Here is a 17,933-nt window from a genome sequence, read left to right on the forward strand (position 1 = left end):
CTGTTATCCAGCGTTTAGTGGGTTCGCTCGATGATGTAATCGGCAAACGCTTCCAGAATGTCGGTATTGTAGGGCAAGGATTGCAGGGCTGTTAAGGCTTTCCCATGCAGTTCGCGAGCCAGCTCACGGGCATTTTCGAGTCCGAGCAGGGCCGGATAGGTACTTTTCTCCAGTGCCAGGTCAGAACCTTGTGGCTTGCCCAGGGTGGCGGTATCACCTGTGATGTCGAGGATGTCATCCTGCACCTGAAAGGCGAGGCCAATCGCAGCGGCGTAGGTTTGCAGGGCAGCCAGCGTGGCGTCATCAACATCGGCTTTGCACAGGGCGCCGAGCGCCACGGCGCATTCAATCAGCGCACCGGTCTTGTGGCGGTGTACCTGCTCCAGCTCAGCGAGCGAGATCTGGCGCCCTTCGGCCTGCAGATCCAGCGCCTGACCGCCACACATACCCAGATAGCCGGAGGCGCGGGCGAGGGTACTCAGCATCCGCACCCGGTTGGCCATCAAGGTATCGGGCATGGGGTGGTCGGCCAGAATGGAGAACGCCAGGGTCTGCAGCGCATCACCGGCCAGAATGGCGGTTCCTTCGTCAAACGCCTTGTGAACGGTTGGCTGACCACGACGCAGGTCGTCGTTATCCATGGCGGGCAGGTCATCGTGCAGCAGGGAGTAGGCGTGGATGCACTCCACGGCAGCCGCAGGGCCATCCAGCAGTTCGCTCTTGACGCCCAGCATCTCGCCGACTGCGTAGACCAGAAACGGGCGAACCCGCTTGCCGCCCAGCAGCAGGCCATAACTCATGGCATCGCGCAGGCGTGGCGCCATGGCGGGCAAGGATTCAAGTTGTGCTGACAGACAGTCGTCAATACGCTGACGATGCAGACGGGAAAAATGGTCCAGCGCCACTCACTCCTCTCCTTGTTCTGGCTGGAAGGGGGCCAGCTGGTCACTGCCATCGGCTTGACTGAGCAGGATCTGGATCTTCTGTTCGGCCAGTTCCAGCTTCTGCTGACCGGCCCGTACCAGATGAACGCCCTGCTCGAACTGCTTGAGTGCCTCTTCCAGGGGTAGGGAACCTTGTTCCAGCTGATGAACGATGGTTTCCAGCTCTTCCAGAGTGGCATCAAAACTCAGACGGTCGATTTTTTTACTGGCCATGTCCATCCTCGGGGATTGAAAAAAACGGCTTATATTAACATCGACCGTCCACAGGGGGGAGGCAGAAAAGCATTGCCCCCTCAAACTCTCGCTAAACTGGCCGATAATGAGCCATCATTCTCAGTGGATGCATGCTTGCCGCATGGGTCGCAATAGCAGAAAATTCAACAGACTATAAATAGACATAAGAACCGGTGACAGGAGTAGGGACGTGGATCTAGGCAGTCTGATAGGGATAGTGCTGGGTTTCGGGGTGGTGGTGTACGGCATGCTGCTGGGTGGCCCCATGAGCATGTATGTGGATATGCCATCGGTCTACATCACTGTATTGGGCTCAATCTTCATCGCCATGATGAAGTTCAACCTTGGCCAGTTCCTGATGGCATTCAAGGTGGCGGGCAAAGCCTTTATGTACAAGGGCGACAAGCTTGAAGACCTGATTACCAAAGCCGTTGAACTGGCTGACGCGGCTCGCAAAGGGGGCTTTCTTGCGCTGGAGGCCGCAGAGATCCCCAATGCATTTATGAAAAAAGGGATCGACATGCTGGTGGATGGTCACGATGCCGAAGTGGTGCGCGCCGTGATGGAAAAGGATATCGACCTGACAGCCGAGCGCCATGTCATTGCCATCAAGGTCTTCCGTACCCTTGGGGATCTGGGCCCTGCCATGGGGATGATAGGTACGTTGGTGGGTCTGGTGGCCATGCTGGCCAACATGAGTGATCCCAAGTCGATCGGGCCGGCGATGGCGGTGGCCTTGCTTACCACCCTGTACGGTGCGATAGAGGCCAATATGTTGGCGATCCCGATTGCCGACAAGCTGGAGCTGCGCAGCGGGGAGGAGAAGCTCAGTCGTACCTTGATCCTTGATGCCATTATGGGGATTCAGGATGGTCAGAATCCGCGGGTGATCCAGTCCATGCTGCAAAACTATCTGAACCAGTCCAAACGTAATACCGGCACCGAATAGGGGGCGCTATGTCTGATTGCAAGTGCCCGCCACCAGGTCTCCCTGGTTACATGGGAACCTTTGCCGACCTGATGTCGCTGCTGATGTGCTTCTTCGTGCTGTTGCTCTCCTTTGCCGAGATGGATGTGCAGAAGTTCAAGCAGATAGCCGGTTCCATGGACAAGGCATTCGGGGTACAGAACATCCTTGAGGTGAAAGATATTCCCAAGGGGACCTCGGTGATTGCCCAGGAGTTTAGGCCCGGTCGCCCGGAACCCACGCCAATTGATACCGTGATGCAGCAGACCATCGATCTGACCCAGACCGAACTGGAGTTTCTGCCCGGCGAGTCGGATCAGGCAGGTGGTCAGGACAAGAGTGATGGCAAACAGACGGGGGGCGATACCGCGCAGGATGCGAAGAAGGCGCAAGAACAGTCCAATACCCTGGCCAAAGCCCTCGCCGAGCAGATGAAAGATCAGATCCAGGATGGCGCCATCGAAATTGAGGCGCTGGGCCAGCAGATCATCATCCGGATCAGGGAAAAAGCGTCTTTCCCGGCCGGTTCGGCGTTTCTGCAGCCCCAGTTCTGGCCGGTCATTCGCAAGGTAGCGACCCTGCTCAAGGATGTGCCGGGTGAAATCACCATCTCCGGTCACACCGACAACGTGGCGACCGAAGATGAGCTGTTCCAGTCCAACTGGGAGCTGTCGTCGCAACGGGCGGTGGCGGTGGCGCACCAGATGCTGAAGGTCCCCGGTTTTGATCAGGGGCGACTGGTGGTGCAGGGGATGGCGGATTCCCAGCCATTGGTGCCCAATACCACCCCGGAAAATCGTCGGATGAACCGGCGGGTGGAGATCGCCATCATGCAGGGCAAACCGACTGTTTCGGCCCCCATTTCCGTACCGGAAGGGAAGTAAGTGAAGGGAATGTCGATGACGCAAGTGGGATCTGCATCAGGGGGCTGACGTGGATTTTGTGTTGGCTTCATATTAAGATGCCTCATCCGAACCGATTGCTGCGGCCTCCTTGCAGATGGCCGCAGTTTCTATTTTCAAGCAACCCAGGTTTCGACTATGAATCATACTCCGATGACTGTTCGCGGCGCTGAGAAGCTGCGCGAAGAGCTCGATTATCTCAAGACCGAGCTTCGTCCCCAGATTATCGAAGCGATTGCCGATGCCCGTGAGCACGGCGATCTGAAGGAAAACGCCGAATACCATGCCGCTCGCGAGCAGCAGGGGTTCTGTGAAGGCCGCATTCAGGAGATTGAAGCCAAGCTCTCCAATGCGCAGGTGATCGATGTCACCAAGATGACCAACAACGGCCGCGTGATTTTTGGCGCGACTGTGACTCTGCTCAAGAGCGAGACAGAGGAAGAGGTGGTTTACCGCATCGTGGGTGATGATGAGGCTGATATCAAACAGAACCTCATCTCTGTCAACTCCCCCATTGCCCGCGCCCTGATTGGCAAGGAAGTGGACGATGTCGCTATCGTCAAGACGCCGGGCGGTGATGTGGAATACGAAGTACTGGAAGTTGCTTATATCTAAGCGAATGCTACAGACGATGAAACAGGGGGGCTGGCGCTCCCCTGTTTGTCTTTATCTATATGATTATTGATAAAAATCAGGACAGATACGCCTCGGTAAAGGCGTCCTGATGACGCTGAAACAGCCAATGGCGCAGCCGTTCGATGTTGCTCTCGCTCATTTGAAAGCTCAGCGCCCAGGTGGCATGGTCGGCATTGGCTTTGATGCGCCTTACCAGTCGTCCCTGCAGTGGAAGAGGGGCCTCTTGCTCGATGCAGAGCTCGCCGTTGATGGGGGTATCGGCCACCATGTCGGTTGGTAAATTTTCCACGATGAGGCCGTTGAGGGAGAGGCTGAGTACCTGAAACAGGCCCAGTTCGCTGCAAAGCTTGGCTTTTTGGGTGAGACGCCAGGCGCGCGGTTGCGCAAACCCCAGCTCCCTGATGACCGGTGCAGATAAGCGGGGCTCGACGAATCCATCTTCCCCTTGGGTAAAGCTCAGGGGAAAACGCAGCTGATGGCCTGCGAAGCGGGCTTCGAGTACAAGGTGTTCGGCTTTTTGCAGCAAGCCAAGCATGGGGGCATCGAGGTGACCACTCAGAACATGGGTGTCCTGATTGCTCCCCAAGTCCCGCAGCATGGCCAGCTCATCGTCAGTCAGAATAGGATGGTGAGCCATAATGCGTGTCCGGAAGTATTCATCGCAGGTTAAGGGCTTTGCGACTACTTTGGCAAGCGACTCGGGAAGAAGTGGAATAAGGAAAGAGCGATGCTCTTTCCTTTTACTTGCGGGGCAGCTGGATTTTGGGTTCGTTGGCTTGACGATAAATGGTCAGCACATGACCCATGCTTTGCACCTTGATTGAACCGGTTTCACGGACGATAGCATCCATAACCAGTTGTTTCATTTCGCGATCTTCAGAGGCAACCTTAACCTTGATCAGCTCGTGATGGTTCAGTGCCAGATCGATCTCGGCCAGTACACCTTCGGTCAGACCATGCTGACCCAGCAGGACGACAGGCTTGAGGCTATGGGCAAGGCCCTTGAGGTACTGTTTCTGTTTATTGTTGAGAATCATCGCAATTTCTTCATAAGTCAGGGTTGAAAGGGGCATATTCTACCCCCACTTAGCCCTTAATACTAATAACCCTTGTGGTTTTTTAAAGTCGATTATCATGACCCAGAAAAAACGTTCCCCCAGTTCAACTCGCTGGTTAAAAGAACATTTCGACGATCAATACGTCAAAAAAGCCCAGAAAATGGGCCTGCGTTCTCGTGCTGTTTTCAAGATTGACGAGATCCAGGGCAAGGATCGCTTGCTGAAACATGGCATGACCGTAGTGGATTTGGGAGCTGCCCCCGGTGGTTGGTCCCAGTTCGCGGTTGAACAGGTTGGTGATTCGGGTCGCGTCATCGCATGTGACATTTTGCCGATGGATCCCATTGCCGGTGTCGATTTCCTGCAAGGGGACTTTCGGGAGGAAACTGTACTCGGCGCCTTGCTGGAGCGAGTGGGTCCCGACAAGGTCGATGTCGTGATGTCTGATATGGCGCCCAACATGAGCGGTACCCAGCAGGTGGATCAGGCTCGCGCCATGTATCTGGTCGAGCTGGCGCTGGACATGTGCAATCAGGTATTGCGTAGTGACGGCAGTTTCGTAGTGAAGGTGTTTCAGGGAGAGGGCTTTGATGCCTATCTCAGTGAAATTCGTAAACTTTTCTCCGCTGTCAAAATTCGTAAACCAGACTCATCCCGCGCCAGATCACGGGAAGTCTACATTGTGGCTACCGGTTTTAAACTGTAGTACCCTAACCTTCATCGTTAACTGTCAGTCTGCGAGGTTACTGATTTGAGTGACATGGCGAAAAACTTAATCCTGTGGCTGGTCATCGCCGTCGTTTTGATGTCGGTGTTCAATAGCTTCAGCCCCAGCGATACCACTAGTCGCCAGCTGGACTATTCCAGCTTCGTTAAAGAGGTGACCCAAGAGCAGATCCGTGAAGTGCGGATGGACGGTAAGGTCATTAATGGCGTCAAGCGTACTGGTGAACGATTCACCACCATCATACCTGCGCCGGATCCCCAGCTGCTCAACGACATGCTCAATCACAATGTCAAAGTGATGGGCGAGAAGCCGGAAGAGCCGTCTTTGTTGACCTCTATCTTCATCTCCTGGTTCCCGATGCTGCTGCTGATCGGTGTCTGGGTCTTCTTCATGCGTCAGATGCAGGGCGGCGGTGGCAAAGGTGCCATGTCGTTCGGCAAGAGCAAGGCTCGCCTGATGAGCGAAGATCAGATCAAGACCACCTTTGCTGACGTTGCAGGTTGCGATGAAGCCAAGGAAGAGGTGAAGGAGCTGGTCGACTATCTGCGCGATCCGAGCAAATTCCAGAAACTGGGTGGCAAGATCCCGACCGGTGTGCTGCTGGTTGGTCCTCCCGGTACCGGTAAGACTTTGCTGGCCAAGGCCATTGCGGGCGAGGCCAAGGTGCCGTTCTTCACCATCTCTGGTTCCGATTTCGTGGAGATGTTCGTCGGTGTCGGTGCCTCCCGGGTGCGTGACATGTTCGAACAGGCCAAGAAATCTTCCCCCTGCATCATCTTCATCGATGAAATTGATGCGGTCGGTCGTCAGCGTGGCGCCGGTCTGGGTGGTGGTCACGATGAACGTGAGCAGACCCTTAACCAGATGCTGGTCGAGATGGATGGTTTTGAAGGCAATGAAGGCATTATCGTCATCGCTGCCACCAACCGTCCTGACGTACTGGATCCGGCACTACTGCGTCCGGGCCGTTTCGACCGTCAGGTTGTGGTCGGTCTGCCGGATGTCCGTGGTCGCGAGCAGATCCTGAAAGTGCACATGCGCAAAGTTCCGTTGGCGGATGACGTGAATCCGGCGCTGATTGCCCGTGGTACCCCCGGTTTCTCCGGTGCGGACTTGGCCAACCTGGTCAACGAAGCTGCCCTCTTCTCTGCCCGTGAGAGCCGCCGAGTGGTCTCCATGGCCGAGTTCGAGAAGGCCAAGGACAAGATCATGATGGGTGCGGAACGCCGCTCCATGGTGATGAAAGAGTCCGAGAAAGAGATGACTGCGTATCACGAAGCTGGCCACGCCATCATTGGTCGTCTGGTGCCGGATCATGACCCGGTTTACAAGGTCTCCATCATTCCGCGCGGTCGTGCGCTGGGTGTGACCATGTATCTGCCGGAGCAGGATCGCTGGAGCCACTCCAAGCAGCATCTGGAGTCGATGATTTCCAGCCTGTATGGCGGTCGTCTGGCAGAAGAGCTGATCTATGGTGCCGAGAAGGTATCGACCGGTGCGTCCAACGATATCGAGCGTGCCACCGACATCGCCCGCAAGATGGTGACCCAGTGGGGTATGTCCGAGCGTCTCGGCCCAATGCTCTACGCGGAAGAAGATGGTGAGGTGTTCCTCGGTCGCAGCATGGCCAAGGCCAAGCACATGTCCGACGATACCGCTCGCGTTATCGATGCAGAGGTCAAGCAGGTCATCGACCGCAACTACGCCCGTTCCAAGCAGATCCTGCTGGATAATATGGACGTGTTGCACAGCATGAAAGATGCGTTGATGAAGTACGAGACCATCGATGCCAAACAGATCGATGATCTGATGGCGCGTCGCGAGGTTCGTGCTCCGAGCAACTGGCATGACGAGCACGGTGATACCCCGCAAGGCGGTTCCACCGTGGCTGCCGAGGCCAAGCCTGCCGATGAGGCTGCACCGGTGGCGGATGTCACTATCGACAAAGCCAACGACGCGCCGGCCAAATAATCGTGACTCTCCAAACCCCGGGCTTGCCCGGGGTTTTTCTTTATCAGATGGACATGAAAATGCAGTTAACCAGCAAGGGGCTCAGCCTCTCCCTCGATCGTCCCCATGTGATGGGGATCCTCAATGTGACGCCCGACTCCTTCTCCGATGGCGGCCATTTCAACCAGTTTGAACGGGCAATGGCCCATGCGCGCCAGATGGTCTCTGACGGTGCCACCCTCATCGACATCGGTGGCGAGTCAACCCGCCCTGGCGCGCCTGATGTGAGCGAGCAGGAGGAGCTGGACAGGGTCATTCCTGTCGTGGAACAGATGGTCCGTGAGCTGGATGTGATGATCTCCCTCGATACCTCCAAAGCGGCGGTGATGCGGGAGGGTTGCAAGGCGGGAGCCCATCTGATTAACGATGTGCGGGCACTGCAAGAACCTGGAGCACTGCAAGCCGCGGCCGAAGCGCGGGTTCCGGTCTGTCTGATGCATATGCAGGGGCAGCCGAGAACCATGCAGGTCGAGCCGCACTATGAGGACCTGATCGGGGAGGTTCGCGCCTTCTTTGATGAGCGTATTGCGGCTTGTCTGGCGGTCGGGATCCGTCGTGAAGAGCTGTTGCTGGATCCGGGATATGGTTTTGGCAAAACCCTTGCACACAACTATCAGCTGTTGGCGGCTCAAAAGGAACTGCTTGATTATGGCTTGCCGCTATTGGTGGGGATGTCGCGAAAGTCTATGATAGGCAACCTGCTGGGCCGTCCGGTGGATGAGCGTCTGGCGGGCAGTCTGGCATGCGCCCTTATCGGTATGCAGCATGGGGCCCGCATCATCAGGGTACACGATGTACGGGAGACCATGGACGCATTGCGCGTCGGTTGGCTGGCAATGATGGGACAAGATTTTATTTCCAGATAATAAAGAGAACAGACAATGGCAAGAAAGTATTTCGGTACCGATGGTGTGCGCGGCAAGGTTGGCGAATACCCGATTACCCCTGATTTTGTAATGAAATTGGGTTGGGCTGCCGGCAAAGTGCTCTCCAAGAAGGGCACCAAAAAGGTGCTGATTGGCAAAGATACCCGCATATCCGGTTACATGCTGGAATCCGCGCTGGAAGCGGGGCTCTCTGCGGCAGGCCTCAAGGCCATTCTGATGGGACCCATGCCCACGCCGGCGGTTGCCTACCTGACTCGCACTTTCCGTGCCGAAGCTGGCATCGTCATCAGCGCTTCCCACAACCCCTTCTATGATAACGGCATCAAGTTCTTCTCCGCCGATGGCACCAAACTGCCTGATGATGTCGAGCTGGCTATCGAAGCCGAGCTGGATCACGAGCTCAAGTGTGTCGAGTCTGCCGAACTTGGCAAAGCGGTGCGCATTGATGATGCCGCCGGTCGCTATATCGAATTCTGCAAGAGCACCTTCCCCTCCCACATGAATCTGGATGGGGTGAAAATGGTGGTCGACTGTGGCCACGGGGCGACTTATCACATTGCGCCTTCGGTTTTCCGCGAGCTGGGTGCTGAAGTGATCACCATGGGCTGTGCCCCGGATGGTCTCAACATCAACGATGGTGTCGGTTCGACTGCGCCTGACGCACTGGTTGCCAAGGTACTGGAGTGCAAGGCCGATCTGGGGGTTGCCTTTGATGGTGATGGTGACCGTCTGATCATGGTCGACCATACCGGCTATCTCATCGACGGTGATGAAGTGCTCTATATCATCGCGCGCGATGCCCTGCGCAATGGTCGCCTCAAGGGGGGCGTAGTCGGCACCCTGATGGCCAACATGGGTCTGGAGCTGGCGCTGCAAACCCTGGGCATCCCGTTTGCCCGTGCCAAGGTGGGTGACCGCTATGTGCTGGAGATGATGGAAGAGAAGGGCTGGCGCATCGGTGGCGAGAACTCCGGCCACATTATCTGTCTGGATCAGACAACTACGGGTGATGGCATCGTAGCCGCCTTGCAGGTGCTTACCGCCATGCGCAGTGCCGAGATGCCGCTGGCCAAGCTGCGCTCCGGCATGAGCAAGTTCCCGCAGGTGCTGGTGAATGTTCGCTTTGCCGAAGGCAAGGATCCGCTGGCCGCTGATGCTGTCATGGCTGAGGTTGCCAAGGTGGAACAGGAGCTGGCTGGTCGTGGTCGCGTACTGTTGCGCAAATCAGGTACCGAGCCGCTGATCCGGGTCATGGTCGAAGGGGAGCATGAACAGCAGGTGCGTGACATGGCTCAGCGCATCGCCAAGCAGGTTGAATCGGCGTTTTAATGAACAACCAGGGCGGCTTTTTAGCCGCTCTGGTTGTATCTTGTTCAAACGATTCAAAAATTTAAAAATAGCACTTGTCAGCTGAGCATCCTCTGGATATTATCAGCCCCGCTTTCGCAAGGGAGTTGCCGATGGGACATCGCAAGCCGTTTGTAGCAGCCAACTGGAAGTTGCACGGTAGTAGGTCGCAGTTAGAGCAGTTTACGAGTCAGTGCCTAAACGGCGTTGACGGAAAAGTAGATGTGGTTCTCTGTCCTTCCCATGTGCATCTCGACTTTAGCGTTTCACTGCTCAATGAGCAGAAGGTAATAAAGTTGGGGGCTCAGAATGTGAGTCAGCACAAGACTGGCGCTTACACTGGAGAAATCTCGTGTCGGATGCTGGTAGAGGCAGGGTGTCGTTACGTATTGGTAGGGCACTCCGAGCGTAGGCGTCTCTTTGGTGAGACCAGTTTTATCGTCGCAGAGAAGTTTGCGGCAGCCAGAGCGGCAGGCTTGATTCCCATCCTCTGTTTAGGTGAATCAGGTGCGGCTAGGCAGGCGAGAAGAGCCTTCGAAGTGATCGCTGAAGAGCTGGATATCGTAATAGAGAAAAATGGCGCGATGGCTTTCGATAATGCTATCATCGCCTACGAGCCGATTTGGGCTGTAGGTACAGGTAAATGCGCCACACCCGAGCAGGCACAAGAGGTTCATTCCTTTATACGTGGTCGCTTGGCGGAGGATACTCCGGTAATAGGTGAGAAAGTTAGAATCATCTATGGTGGGAGCGTAACGCCGAGCAACGCGAGAGATTTGTTTGCACAGCCCGACATTGATGGCGGACTGATTGGCGGAGCAAGCCTCGATAGCGATGCGTTTTTAGGAATTGTTGAAGCGGCAAAGGGTGCAAGTTAAATGTACGAGATTCTTTTAGTCGTTTATCTGCTGGTTTCACTGGCTCTGATTGGTCTGGTGATGATTCAGCAAGGTAAAGGGGCTGATATGGGCGCCTCCTTCGGCGCAGGGGCATCGAACACAGTATTCGGCTCCGGTGGCTCAGGCAGTTTCCTGACCCGAACAACAGCAATTTTGGCTACTCTGTTTTTCGTTATCAGCCTGGTGCTCGGATCTATGTCCAGCAACAAGGTAAAGCAGGGTAGTGAATGGGAGAATCTGCAACAAACCCAACAGGTTGAGCAGACCAAAGCGCCAGTGAAGAAAGATACTGACGTTCCCGAGTAAGAGTTTTGCCGTGGTGGTGGAATTGGTAGACACGCTATCTTGAGGGGGTAGTGCTCTAGGGTGTGCGGGTTCGAGTCCCGCCCACGGCACCAATTAAGCAGTGAGCTCGGGACACCGAGTGTATTATAGCCAGTCAGTCTTGTATCGAGAGAGTGAAGTGGCTATAATCTCGCACGATTTCGGACGCGGGGTGGAGCAGCATGGTAGCTCGTCGGGCTCATAACCCGAAGGTCGTCGGTTCAAATCCGGCCCCCGCAACCAAATTTCACGCATTTCCTACGCTCAGGAAGGCGGTCGCTGCGAGGCGACAATCAGGGTAAAGCGCCAAGCCCCGATTTGACATCGGGGCTTTTTGTTATGTGCAATTTACTCTGAATCGATATCTATCTGGGCTTTATGCCCTTTTTTTGTTTTTCGGAGGGTGACTTTGGCTACGTTGGAACAACGTTTGACCGATCTGCTCGAGGCTCCGGTCGTTGCCTTGGGTTTTGAACTTTGGGGTATTGAGTTTATCCGCGCGGGTAAACACTCCACCTTGCGTGTCTATATCGACGGCGAGCAGGGTGTGACTGTCGAGAACTGTGCTGAGGTCAGCCATCAGGTTGGCGCCATCATGGACGTCGAAGATCCCATCACCGAGGAGTATTACCTCGAGGTATCCTCCCCCGGCCTGGATCGTCCCCTGTTCAAGGTTGCCCATTTCGAAAAATACGTTGGCCAAGAGGCGGCGGTAACGCTTCGGATGGCAACAAACAACCGCCGCAAGTTCAAAGGCGTAATCAAAGCTGTGCAAGGCGACATGATCACCCTGACAGTAGATGGTAAGGACGACGTGTTGGCTTTCACCAATATCCAAAAAGCGAACATAGTGCCGAACTTTGGTTAACGAGGCTATCGGATATGAATAAAGAGATTTTGCTGGTCGTTGACGCAGTATCCAACGAGAAAGCGGTACCCCGCGAGAAGATCTTCCAAGCTCTGGAAACCGCGCTGGCGACTGCGACCAAGAAGAAATATGAAGGCGAGATTGAAGTTCGGGTCGAAATCGATCGCAAGACCGGTGACTACGACACTTATCGCCGCTGGGTAGTCATTGCGGATCAAGCCGCGATGGAGAACCCCTATGCTGAAATCACCCTGGAAGCGGCACAAATTGATCAGCCGGAAATCCAGATCGGTGAGTATGTTGAAGACCAGATCGACTCTGTGACCTTCGACCGTATCACTACCCAGACCGCCAAGCAGGTTATCGTGCAGAAAGTGCGCGAAGCCGAGCGTTCACAAGTAGTTGATCAGTTTAAAGATAAAGAAGGCACCATCATCAGTGGTGTGGTCAAGAAGAGTAACCGCGACAACGTCATCCTGGATCTGGGCAGCAATGCTGAAGCCGTGATCTTCCGTGATGACATGCTGCCGCGTGAAACCTTCCGCCCGGGCGATCGTGTCCGTGGTCTGCTGTATGCAGTGCGTCCGGAAGCCCGTGGTTCCCAGCTGTTTGTCAGCCGTTCTAGCCCGGACTTCCTGAAAGAGCTGTTCCGTATCGAAGTACCGGAGATCGGTGAAGAGATGATCGAAATCATGGGCGCTGCCCGTGATCCGGGTTCCCGCGCCAAGATCGCGGTGAAGACCAACGATCGTCGTATCGACCCGATCGGTGCCTGTATCGGTATGCGTGGTGCCCGTGTGCAAGCAGTCTCCGCCGAGCTGAGCGGTGAGCGTGCCGACATCGTGCTGTACGATGACAACCCGGCCCAGTACGTGATCAATGCCATGGCACCTGCCGATGTGGCCTCCATCATCGTTGATGAAGACAACCACACCATGGATATCGCCGTGGAAGCTGCCAACCTGGCTCAAGCCATCGGTCGCAATGGTCAGAACGTGCGTCTGGCCTCCCAGCTGACCGGTTGGGAGCTGAACGTGATGACCGTTGAGGACATGCGTGCCAAGCACCAGGCCGAAAACGACCGCATCATGAACCTGTTCACCAGCACCCTGGACATCGACGACGATTTCGCCGGTCTGCTGATGGAAGAGGGCTTCTCTACCCTGGAAGAGATCGCCTTTGTACCGGTCAACGAGCTGCTGGCTATCGACGGTCTGGATGAAGACATGGTCGAAGAGCTGCGCAAGCGCGCGAAAGATGCCCTGACTACCAAGGCACTGGCCAAAGAAGAGTCTTTCGATGGCGTTGAGCCGTCCGAAGAGCTGCTCAATCTGAACGGTCTGAGCCGCGAACTGGCTTACGCTCTGGCGGGCCGTGGCGTGGGCACCCTGGAAGATTTGGCTGAGCAAGGTATCGATGACCTTGCTGATATTGAAGGGCTGACTGCCGAGAAGGCAGGTGAGCTCATTATGGCTGCTCGCAATATCTGTTGGTTCGGAGAAGAGCAGTCCGAGTAAGATCAAACGGAGGAAAATGAATGGCAGAAGTATCAGTCAAACAACTTGCCACTGACATCGACACACCGGTTGATCGTCTTCTCCAGCAGTTTGTCGATGCCGGTATCAGCAAGAGCAAGGCCGACGACATGGTCAGCGAGTCTGAGAAACAGGCTCTGCTGGCACACCTGAAGAAACAGCATGGAGGTGACGAGGTCGCCGCTCCTGCCCGCATGACCTTGCAGCGCAAGACCAAGAGCACCATCAGTGTTCAGGGGACTGGCGGCAAGAACAAGGAAGTGCAGGTAGAAGTGCGCAAGTCTCGCACCTATGTAAGACGCTCGGCGCTGGAAGATGAACAGCGTCAGGCGGAAGCCGAGGAAACAGCGCGTTTGGAAGCAGAAGAAAAAGCTCGTCGCGAGGCCGAAGAGAAGGCTCGCCTCGAAGCTGAAGAGAAGGCTCGCCGTGAGGCTGAGCAAGCTCGTCGTGAAGCTGAGGAAAAGGCGCGGATCGAGGCACAATCAAAGGCTCGACAGGCTTCACAGCCCGCCAAAGCAGCCAGTAGCACAGCTCAGCAAGAGGCAGAAAAGATGGCCAAGCGCGAAGCAGAAGAACTGAAGCGCCAACAGGAACAAACAGCTTTGAAAAAAGCTGAAGAACTCGCCGCGAAGAAAGCCGAAGAGGCTCGTCTCATGGCGGAACAGAACGCAGCCCGCTGGGCTGAAGAAGAGGCCGCTCGCGCCAAAGAGAGCAGCGACTACCATCTGACCACCAACAAGCATGCGCAAGCCGCAGAAGACGAGTTGGATCGGAAAGAAGAGACCAGCCGCCGCACTGCCGCAGCTGCCAAGGCACCGAAGAAAGCCGGTCGTCGTGAAGATGATCGCGACTCTCGCAACCCGCGTGCCCGCAAAGGCAAGCGCGGCAAGGTTGCCATGCCGAACGCCATGAAGCACGGTTTCAACAAGCCGGCTGCCGTGGTGAACCGAGATGTCGTCATCGGCGAGACCATCACTGTGGCCGAGCTGGCCAACAAGATGGCTGTCAAGGGCGTTGAAGTCATCAAGGTGATGATGAAGATGGGTGCCATGGCCACCATCAACCAGGTGATCGACCAGGAGACCGCTCAGCTGGTCGCCGAGGAGATGGGTCACAAGGTTGTGCTGCGTCGTGAGAACGAGCTGGAAGAGGCGGTACTGTCCGATCGTGACGAGACCTCCGAAGCCAAGCCGCGCGCACCGGTCGTGACCATCATGGGTCACGTTGACCATGGTAAGACCTCGCTGCTCGACTACATTCGTAAAGCCAAGGTTGCTGCTGGCGAAGCCGGTGGTATTACCCAGCATATCGGTGCTTACCACGTCCAGACCGACAGTGGCATGATCACCTTCCTGGATACCCCAGGTCACGCGGCGTTTACCTCCATGCGTGCTCGTGGTGCCAAGGCGACCGATATCGTTGTTCTGGTTGTTGCAGCTGACGACGGCGTGATGCCGCAAACCATCGAAGCTATCCAGCACGCCAAGGCTGCCGGTGTACCGCTGGTTGTTGCGGTCAACAAGATCGACAAGCCGGAAGCGGATCCGGATCGCGTCAAGACCGAACTGGCCCGTTACAACGTCATGTCCGAAGATTGGGGTGGAGACTGCCAGTTCGTGCACGTATCCGCCAAGTCTGGCGAAGGCATCGACGACCTGCTGGAAGCCATCCTGATCCAGGCTGAAGTACTGGAGCTGAAAGCGGTGGTTGATGGCATGGCCAACGGCGTCGTGATCGAATCCTTCCTGGATAAAGGTCGTGGTCCGGTTGCTACCGTATTGGTACAAGAAGGTACTCTGCGTCAGGGCGACATCGTTCTGTGTGGTCTCGAATACGGCCGTGTTCGCGCCATGCGTGACGAACTGGGTCGCGAGATCAAGGAAGCGGGTCCGTCCCTGCCGGTGGAAATCCTGGGTCTGTCCGGCGTTCCCTCTGCCGGTGACGAAGCCACCGTTGTCCGTGACGAGAAGAAAGCCCGTGAAGTGGCTCTCTATCGTCAGGGCAAGTTCCGCGAAGTCAAGCTGGCTCGCCAGCAGAAGGCCAAGCTGGAAAACATGTTCGCCAACATGACCGAGGGCGAAGTGTCCGAAGTGAACGTGGTGATCAAGGCCGACGTACAAGGTTCTGTGGAAGCGATCTGCGATGCGCTGGTCAAACTCTCCACCGACGAAGTGAAGGTGAAGATCGTGGGTTCCGGCGTAGGTGGTATCACCGAAACCGACGCGACCCTGGCTGCTGCTTCCAGCGCCATCCTGGTTGGTTTCAACGTCCGTGCCGACGCATCTGCGCGCAAGGTCATCGAATCCGAGAGCCTGGATCTGCGTTACTACTCCGTCATCTATGACCTGATCGACGAAGTGAAGCAGGCCATGAGCGGCAAGCTGGCCCCTGAGTATCGTCAGGAAATCATCGGTCTGGCTGAAGTGCGTAGCGTCTTCAAGTCTCCGAAGTTCGGCGCCGTTGCCGGCTGTATGGTTACCGAAGGTGTGGTCAAGCGTTCCAACCGTATCCGCGTTCTGCGTGACAACGTGGTTATCTATGAAGGCGAGCTGGAATCCCTGCGCCGCTTCAAGGATGACGTCAACGAAGTTCGCAACGGCTACGAGTGTGGTATCGCGGTCAAGAACTACAACGACGTGCGTGAAGGCGACCAGATCGAAGTTTACGAGACTGTTGAAATCCAACGGACTCTGTAAGCCGAGAGTTAGACAAAATAGGGGGCCGCGGCCCCCTTTTATCGCAGGATAGAATATGGCCAGAGAATTCAGCCGGACCCGTCGGGTCGGACAGCAGATCCAGCGTGAAATCGCGCTGATCCTGCAGCGCGAGGTGAAAGACCCGCGCATCGGCATGGTGACCGTTTCCGATGTGGAAGTGTCCCGTGACCTCAACTATGCCAAGATTTACGTCACCTTCTTGCAGCTGGAAAATGATGCCGAGCGCATCAAGGAAGGCTTGCAGGGTCTGACCGAAGCAGCCGGATATATCCGTAGTCTGCTGGGCAGTGCCATGCGTCTGCGCGTGGTGCCCGAGCTGCGTTTCTACTACGACCAGACCCTGGTCGAGGGGATGCGTCTCTCCAACCTGGTGACCAACACTGTGCGTGAAGACAAGCGTCGCATGGCCGAATCCGGCCGTGACGAAGAAGCTGAATCCGCACCGGATGACACGACTGAGGATAAAGCCTGAGATGACCCGAAGACGTCGTTTCAAGGGCCGTGATGTGCACGGCATTCTGCTGCTGGACAAGCCGACCGGCCTGACCTCCAACGATGTGTTGCAGAAGGTCAAGCGCATCTACAATGCCGCCAAGGCCGGTCACACCGGCGCACTGGATCCGCTGGCGACCGGCATGCTGCCGATCTGCCTCGGCGAGGCCACCAAGTTCTCCCAGTATTTGCTGGAAGCGGACAAACGCTATGAGGTGACCGCCAAACTGGGCGAACGCACCAACACCAGCGACTCTGATGGTGAGGTGGTCTCCACCCGTCCGGTGAACGTGGCTGTCGGTACCCTGATTGAGGCGCTGGACCAGTTCCGCGGCCCCATCATGCAGGTGCCCTCCATGTACTCTGCGCTCAAGCACAACGGCCGTCCGCTCTACGAATATGCCCGCGAAGGCATCGAGATCGAGCGAGAAGCCCGTCCCATCACCGTATTCGAGCTCAAACTGCTGAGCTTTGAAGGTGATGAAGTGCGCCTTGAAGTGCACTGCAGCAAAGGCACCTACATCCGCTCTCTGGTGGATGATCTGGGTGAAGTACTGGGTTGTGGCGCCCACGTGACTCAGTTGCGCCGTACCCAGGTGGCCAGCTATCCGTATGAGCGGATGCTGACTCTGGAGCAACTCGAGTGCATCTTCGAGCAGGCCAAGGCCGAGAGCATCCCGCCGCGCGAGCAGCTGGATCCTCTGTTGTTGCCGATGGATACCGCCGTAGCAAGCTTGCCCGAGGTGAACATGCTGGCGGTTGTGGCTGCCTATGTGAATCAGGGCCAGGCCGTGCAGGTGGCGGGTGCGCCGCAAAGCGGTCAGGTTCGCATGACGGTCGGCCCGGAGCGCGAGTTCATCGGGGTTGGCGAGATTGATGACGATGGCCGCGTCGCTCCCAAGCGACTGGTGCGTTATCACGACGAGGAGTGATCCTCAGGCGGTATCAGCGCGTCTTTCCCGTTTCGCCTCTTTATCGTTGCGAAAAGGGGCGGGGGCGATTATGATACCGCCCTCATTTCACGGCTGAATTAGAGATTGGCTGTGAACCTTTAAACACTCTACTGGAGTATTACCATGTCTCTAAATGCTGAGATCAAAGCTCAAATCGTTGCTGACAACGCTCGTTGCGCCAACGACACCGGTTCCCCCGAAGTGCAAGTTGCCCTGCTGACTGCCCAGATCAACCATCTGCAAGGTCACTTCAAAGAGCACTCCAAGGACCACCACGGTCGTCGCGGTCTGCTGCGCATGGTTTCCCAGCGTCGTAAGCTGCTGGACTACCTGAAGCGTAAAGATTCCGAGCGTTATGCTGCTCTGATCGCCAAGCTGGGTCTGCGTCGTTAATCGACCATCAGATTTCGCGAAAAAGGGGAACCGTCAGGTT

The 17,933-nt window shown here is 56.1% G+C and carries 19 protein-coding genes and 2 tRNA genes; 17 read left to right on the plus strand and 4 right to left on the minus strand.

Annotated features, from left to right (window positions below; translation table 11 throughout):
- Window positions 1-14 precede the first annotated feature (14 nt).
- Together ispA and xseB are read right to left on the minus strand one after the other, a co-directional pair.
- Complete coding sequence (gene ispA / locus AB5Y76_RS03830) at window positions 15-905, minus strand: (2E,6E)-farnesyl diphosphate synthase (RefSeq protein ID WP_005343523.1); 891 nt, start codon at window positions 903-905, stop codon at window positions 15-17.
- A complete protein-coding gene (gene xseB, locus AB5Y76_RS03835) occupies window positions 906-1,157 on the minus strand; it encodes an exodeoxyribonuclease VII small subunit (protein WP_005338838.1) in 252 nt (83 codons plus the stop codon).
- A gap of 211 nt (window positions 1,158-1,368) precedes the next feature.
- On the opposite strand from xseB, the gene pomA reads away from it, so the two are divergent.
- The 3 genes from pomA (at window position 1,369) to greA (ending at window position 3,662) form a co-directional block, all read left to right on the plus strand.
- Window positions 1,369-2,127 carry a flagellar motor protein PomA gene (gene pomA / locus AB5Y76_RS03840; protein WP_005349525.1) on the plus strand — a complete coding sequence of 253 codons (759 nt, stop codon included), beginning with the start codon at window positions 1,369-1,371 and terminating at the stop codon, window positions 2,125-2,127.
- A gap of 8 nt (window positions 2,128-2,135) precedes the next feature.
- Entirely contained in the window at window positions 2,136-3,029 is an 894-nt protein-coding gene (locus AB5Y76_RS03845; protein ID WP_005349528.1) for a flagellar motor protein MotB, read from the plus strand.
- A gap of 156 nt (window positions 3,030-3,185) precedes the next feature.
- Window positions 3,186-3,662 (plus strand): transcription elongation factor GreA, encoded by a 477-nt coding sequence (gene greA, locus AB5Y76_RS03850; protein ID WP_005338833.1) that lies wholly within the window; start codon window positions 3,186-3,188, stop codon window positions 3,660-3,662.
- 76 nt (window positions 3,663-3,738) lie between these two features.
- Here the strand turns inward: greA and AB5Y76_RS03855 are convergent, their stop codons facing one another.
- Together AB5Y76_RS03855 and yhbY are read right to left on the minus strand one after the other, a co-directional pair.
- A complete protein-coding gene (locus AB5Y76_RS03855) occupies window positions 3,739-4,320 on the minus strand; it encodes a hypothetical protein (RefSeq protein WP_043822834.1) in 582 nt (193 codons plus the stop codon).
- Between the two features lie 103 nt (window positions 4,321-4,423).
- Window positions 4,424-4,720 (minus strand): ribosome assembly RNA-binding protein YhbY, encoded by a 297-nt coding sequence (yhbY, locus tag AB5Y76_RS03860; RefSeq protein WP_005338829.1) that lies wholly within the window; start codon window positions 4,718-4,720, stop codon window positions 4,424-4,426.
- 97 nt (window positions 4,721-4,817) lie between these two features.
- Here yhbY and rlmE point away from each other — a divergent pair, with 97 nt between their 5' ends.
- The 14 genes from rlmE to rpsO all read left to right on the plus strand — a co-directional run bounded on the left by rlmE (window position 4,818) and on the right by rpsO (window position 17,893).
- A complete protein-coding gene (rlmE, locus tag AB5Y76_RS03865) occupies window positions 4,818-5,447 on the plus strand; it encodes a 23S rRNA (uridine(2552)-2'-O)-methyltransferase RlmE (RefSeq protein ID WP_263716992.1) in 630 nt (209 codons plus the stop codon).
- Window positions 5,448-5,492: 45 nt separating this feature from the next.
- Window positions 5,493-7,439 carry an ATP-dependent zinc metalloprotease FtsH gene (gene ftsH, locus AB5Y76_RS03870; protein ID WP_005343537.1) on the plus strand — a complete coding sequence of 649 codons (1,947 nt, stop codon included), beginning with the start codon at window positions 5,493-5,495 and terminating at the stop codon, window positions 7,437-7,439.
- Window positions 7,440-7,498: 59 nt separating this feature from the next.
- Window positions 7,499-8,344, plus strand: coding sequence for a dihydropteroate synthase (gene folP / locus AB5Y76_RS03875; protein WP_263716991.1), 846 nt, complete (start codon window positions 7,499-7,501; stop codon window positions 8,342-8,344).
- Between the two features lie 15 nt (window positions 8,345-8,359).
- Window positions 8,360-9,694 (plus strand): phosphoglucosamine mutase, encoded by a 1,335-nt coding sequence (glmM, locus tag AB5Y76_RS03880; protein ID WP_005338823.1) that lies wholly within the window; start codon window positions 8,360-8,362, stop codon window positions 9,692-9,694.
- A gap of 131 nt (window positions 9,695-9,825) precedes the next feature.
- Window positions 9,826-10,590: a triose-phosphate isomerase gene (tpiA, locus tag AB5Y76_RS03885; protein ID WP_263716990.1), complete on the plus strand. Its 765-nt coding sequence runs from the start codon at window positions 9,826-9,828 to the stop codon at window positions 10,588-10,590.
- Complete coding sequence (gene secG / locus AB5Y76_RS03890) at window positions 10,591-10,917, plus strand: preprotein translocase subunit SecG (RefSeq protein ID WP_005338811.1); 327 nt, start codon at window positions 10,591-10,593, stop codon at window positions 10,915-10,917.
- 7 nt (window positions 10,918-10,924) lie between these two features.
- Window positions 10,925-11,009 (plus strand) — tRNA-Leu (locus tag AB5Y76_RS03895).
- 92 nt (window positions 11,010-11,101) lie between these two features.
- Window positions 11,102-11,178: transfer RNA gene (locus AB5Y76_RS03900), tRNA-Met, on the plus strand.
- Between the two features lie 166 nt (window positions 11,179-11,344).
- Entirely contained in the window at window positions 11,345-11,803 is a 459-nt protein-coding gene (rimP, locus tag AB5Y76_RS03905; RefSeq protein WP_005338809.1) for a ribosome maturation factor RimP, read from the plus strand.
- Window positions 11,804-11,817: 14 nt separating this feature from the next.
- Entirely contained in the window at window positions 11,818-13,320 is a 1,503-nt protein-coding gene (gene nusA, locus AB5Y76_RS03910) for a transcription termination factor NusA (protein WP_005338808.1), read from the plus strand.
- A gap of 20 nt (window positions 13,321-13,340) precedes the next feature.
- A complete protein-coding gene (infB, locus tag AB5Y76_RS03915) occupies window positions 13,341-16,034 on the plus strand; it encodes a translation initiation factor IF-2 (protein ID WP_005338806.1) in 2,694 nt (897 codons plus the stop codon).
- A 55-nt stretch (window positions 16,035-16,089) separates the two neighbouring features.
- Window positions 16,090-16,527 carry a 30S ribosome-binding factor RbfA gene (gene rbfA, locus AB5Y76_RS03920; RefSeq protein WP_005338799.1) on the plus strand — a complete coding sequence of 146 codons (438 nt, stop codon included), beginning with the start codon at window positions 16,090-16,092 and terminating at the stop codon, window positions 16,525-16,527.
- Between the two features lies 1 nt (window position 16,528).
- A complete protein-coding gene (truB, locus tag AB5Y76_RS03925) occupies window positions 16,529-17,479 on the plus strand; it encodes a tRNA pseudouridine(55) synthase TruB (protein WP_005338798.1) in 951 nt (316 codons plus the stop codon).
- A gap of 144 nt (window positions 17,480-17,623) precedes the next feature.
- On the plus strand, window positions 17,624-17,893 hold the full coding sequence (gene rpsO, locus AB5Y76_RS03930; RefSeq protein ID WP_005338797.1) for a 30S ribosomal protein S15: 270 nt from the start codon (window positions 17,624-17,626) through the stop codon (window positions 17,891-17,893).
- The last annotated feature ends 40 nt before the right edge of the window (window positions 17,894-17,933 follow it).

This window comes from Aeromonas sp. R1-2, from assembly GCF_040908505.1.
Lineage (GTDB): Bacteria > Pseudomonadota > Gammaproteobacteria > Enterobacterales > Aeromonadaceae > Aeromonas > Aeromonas veronii.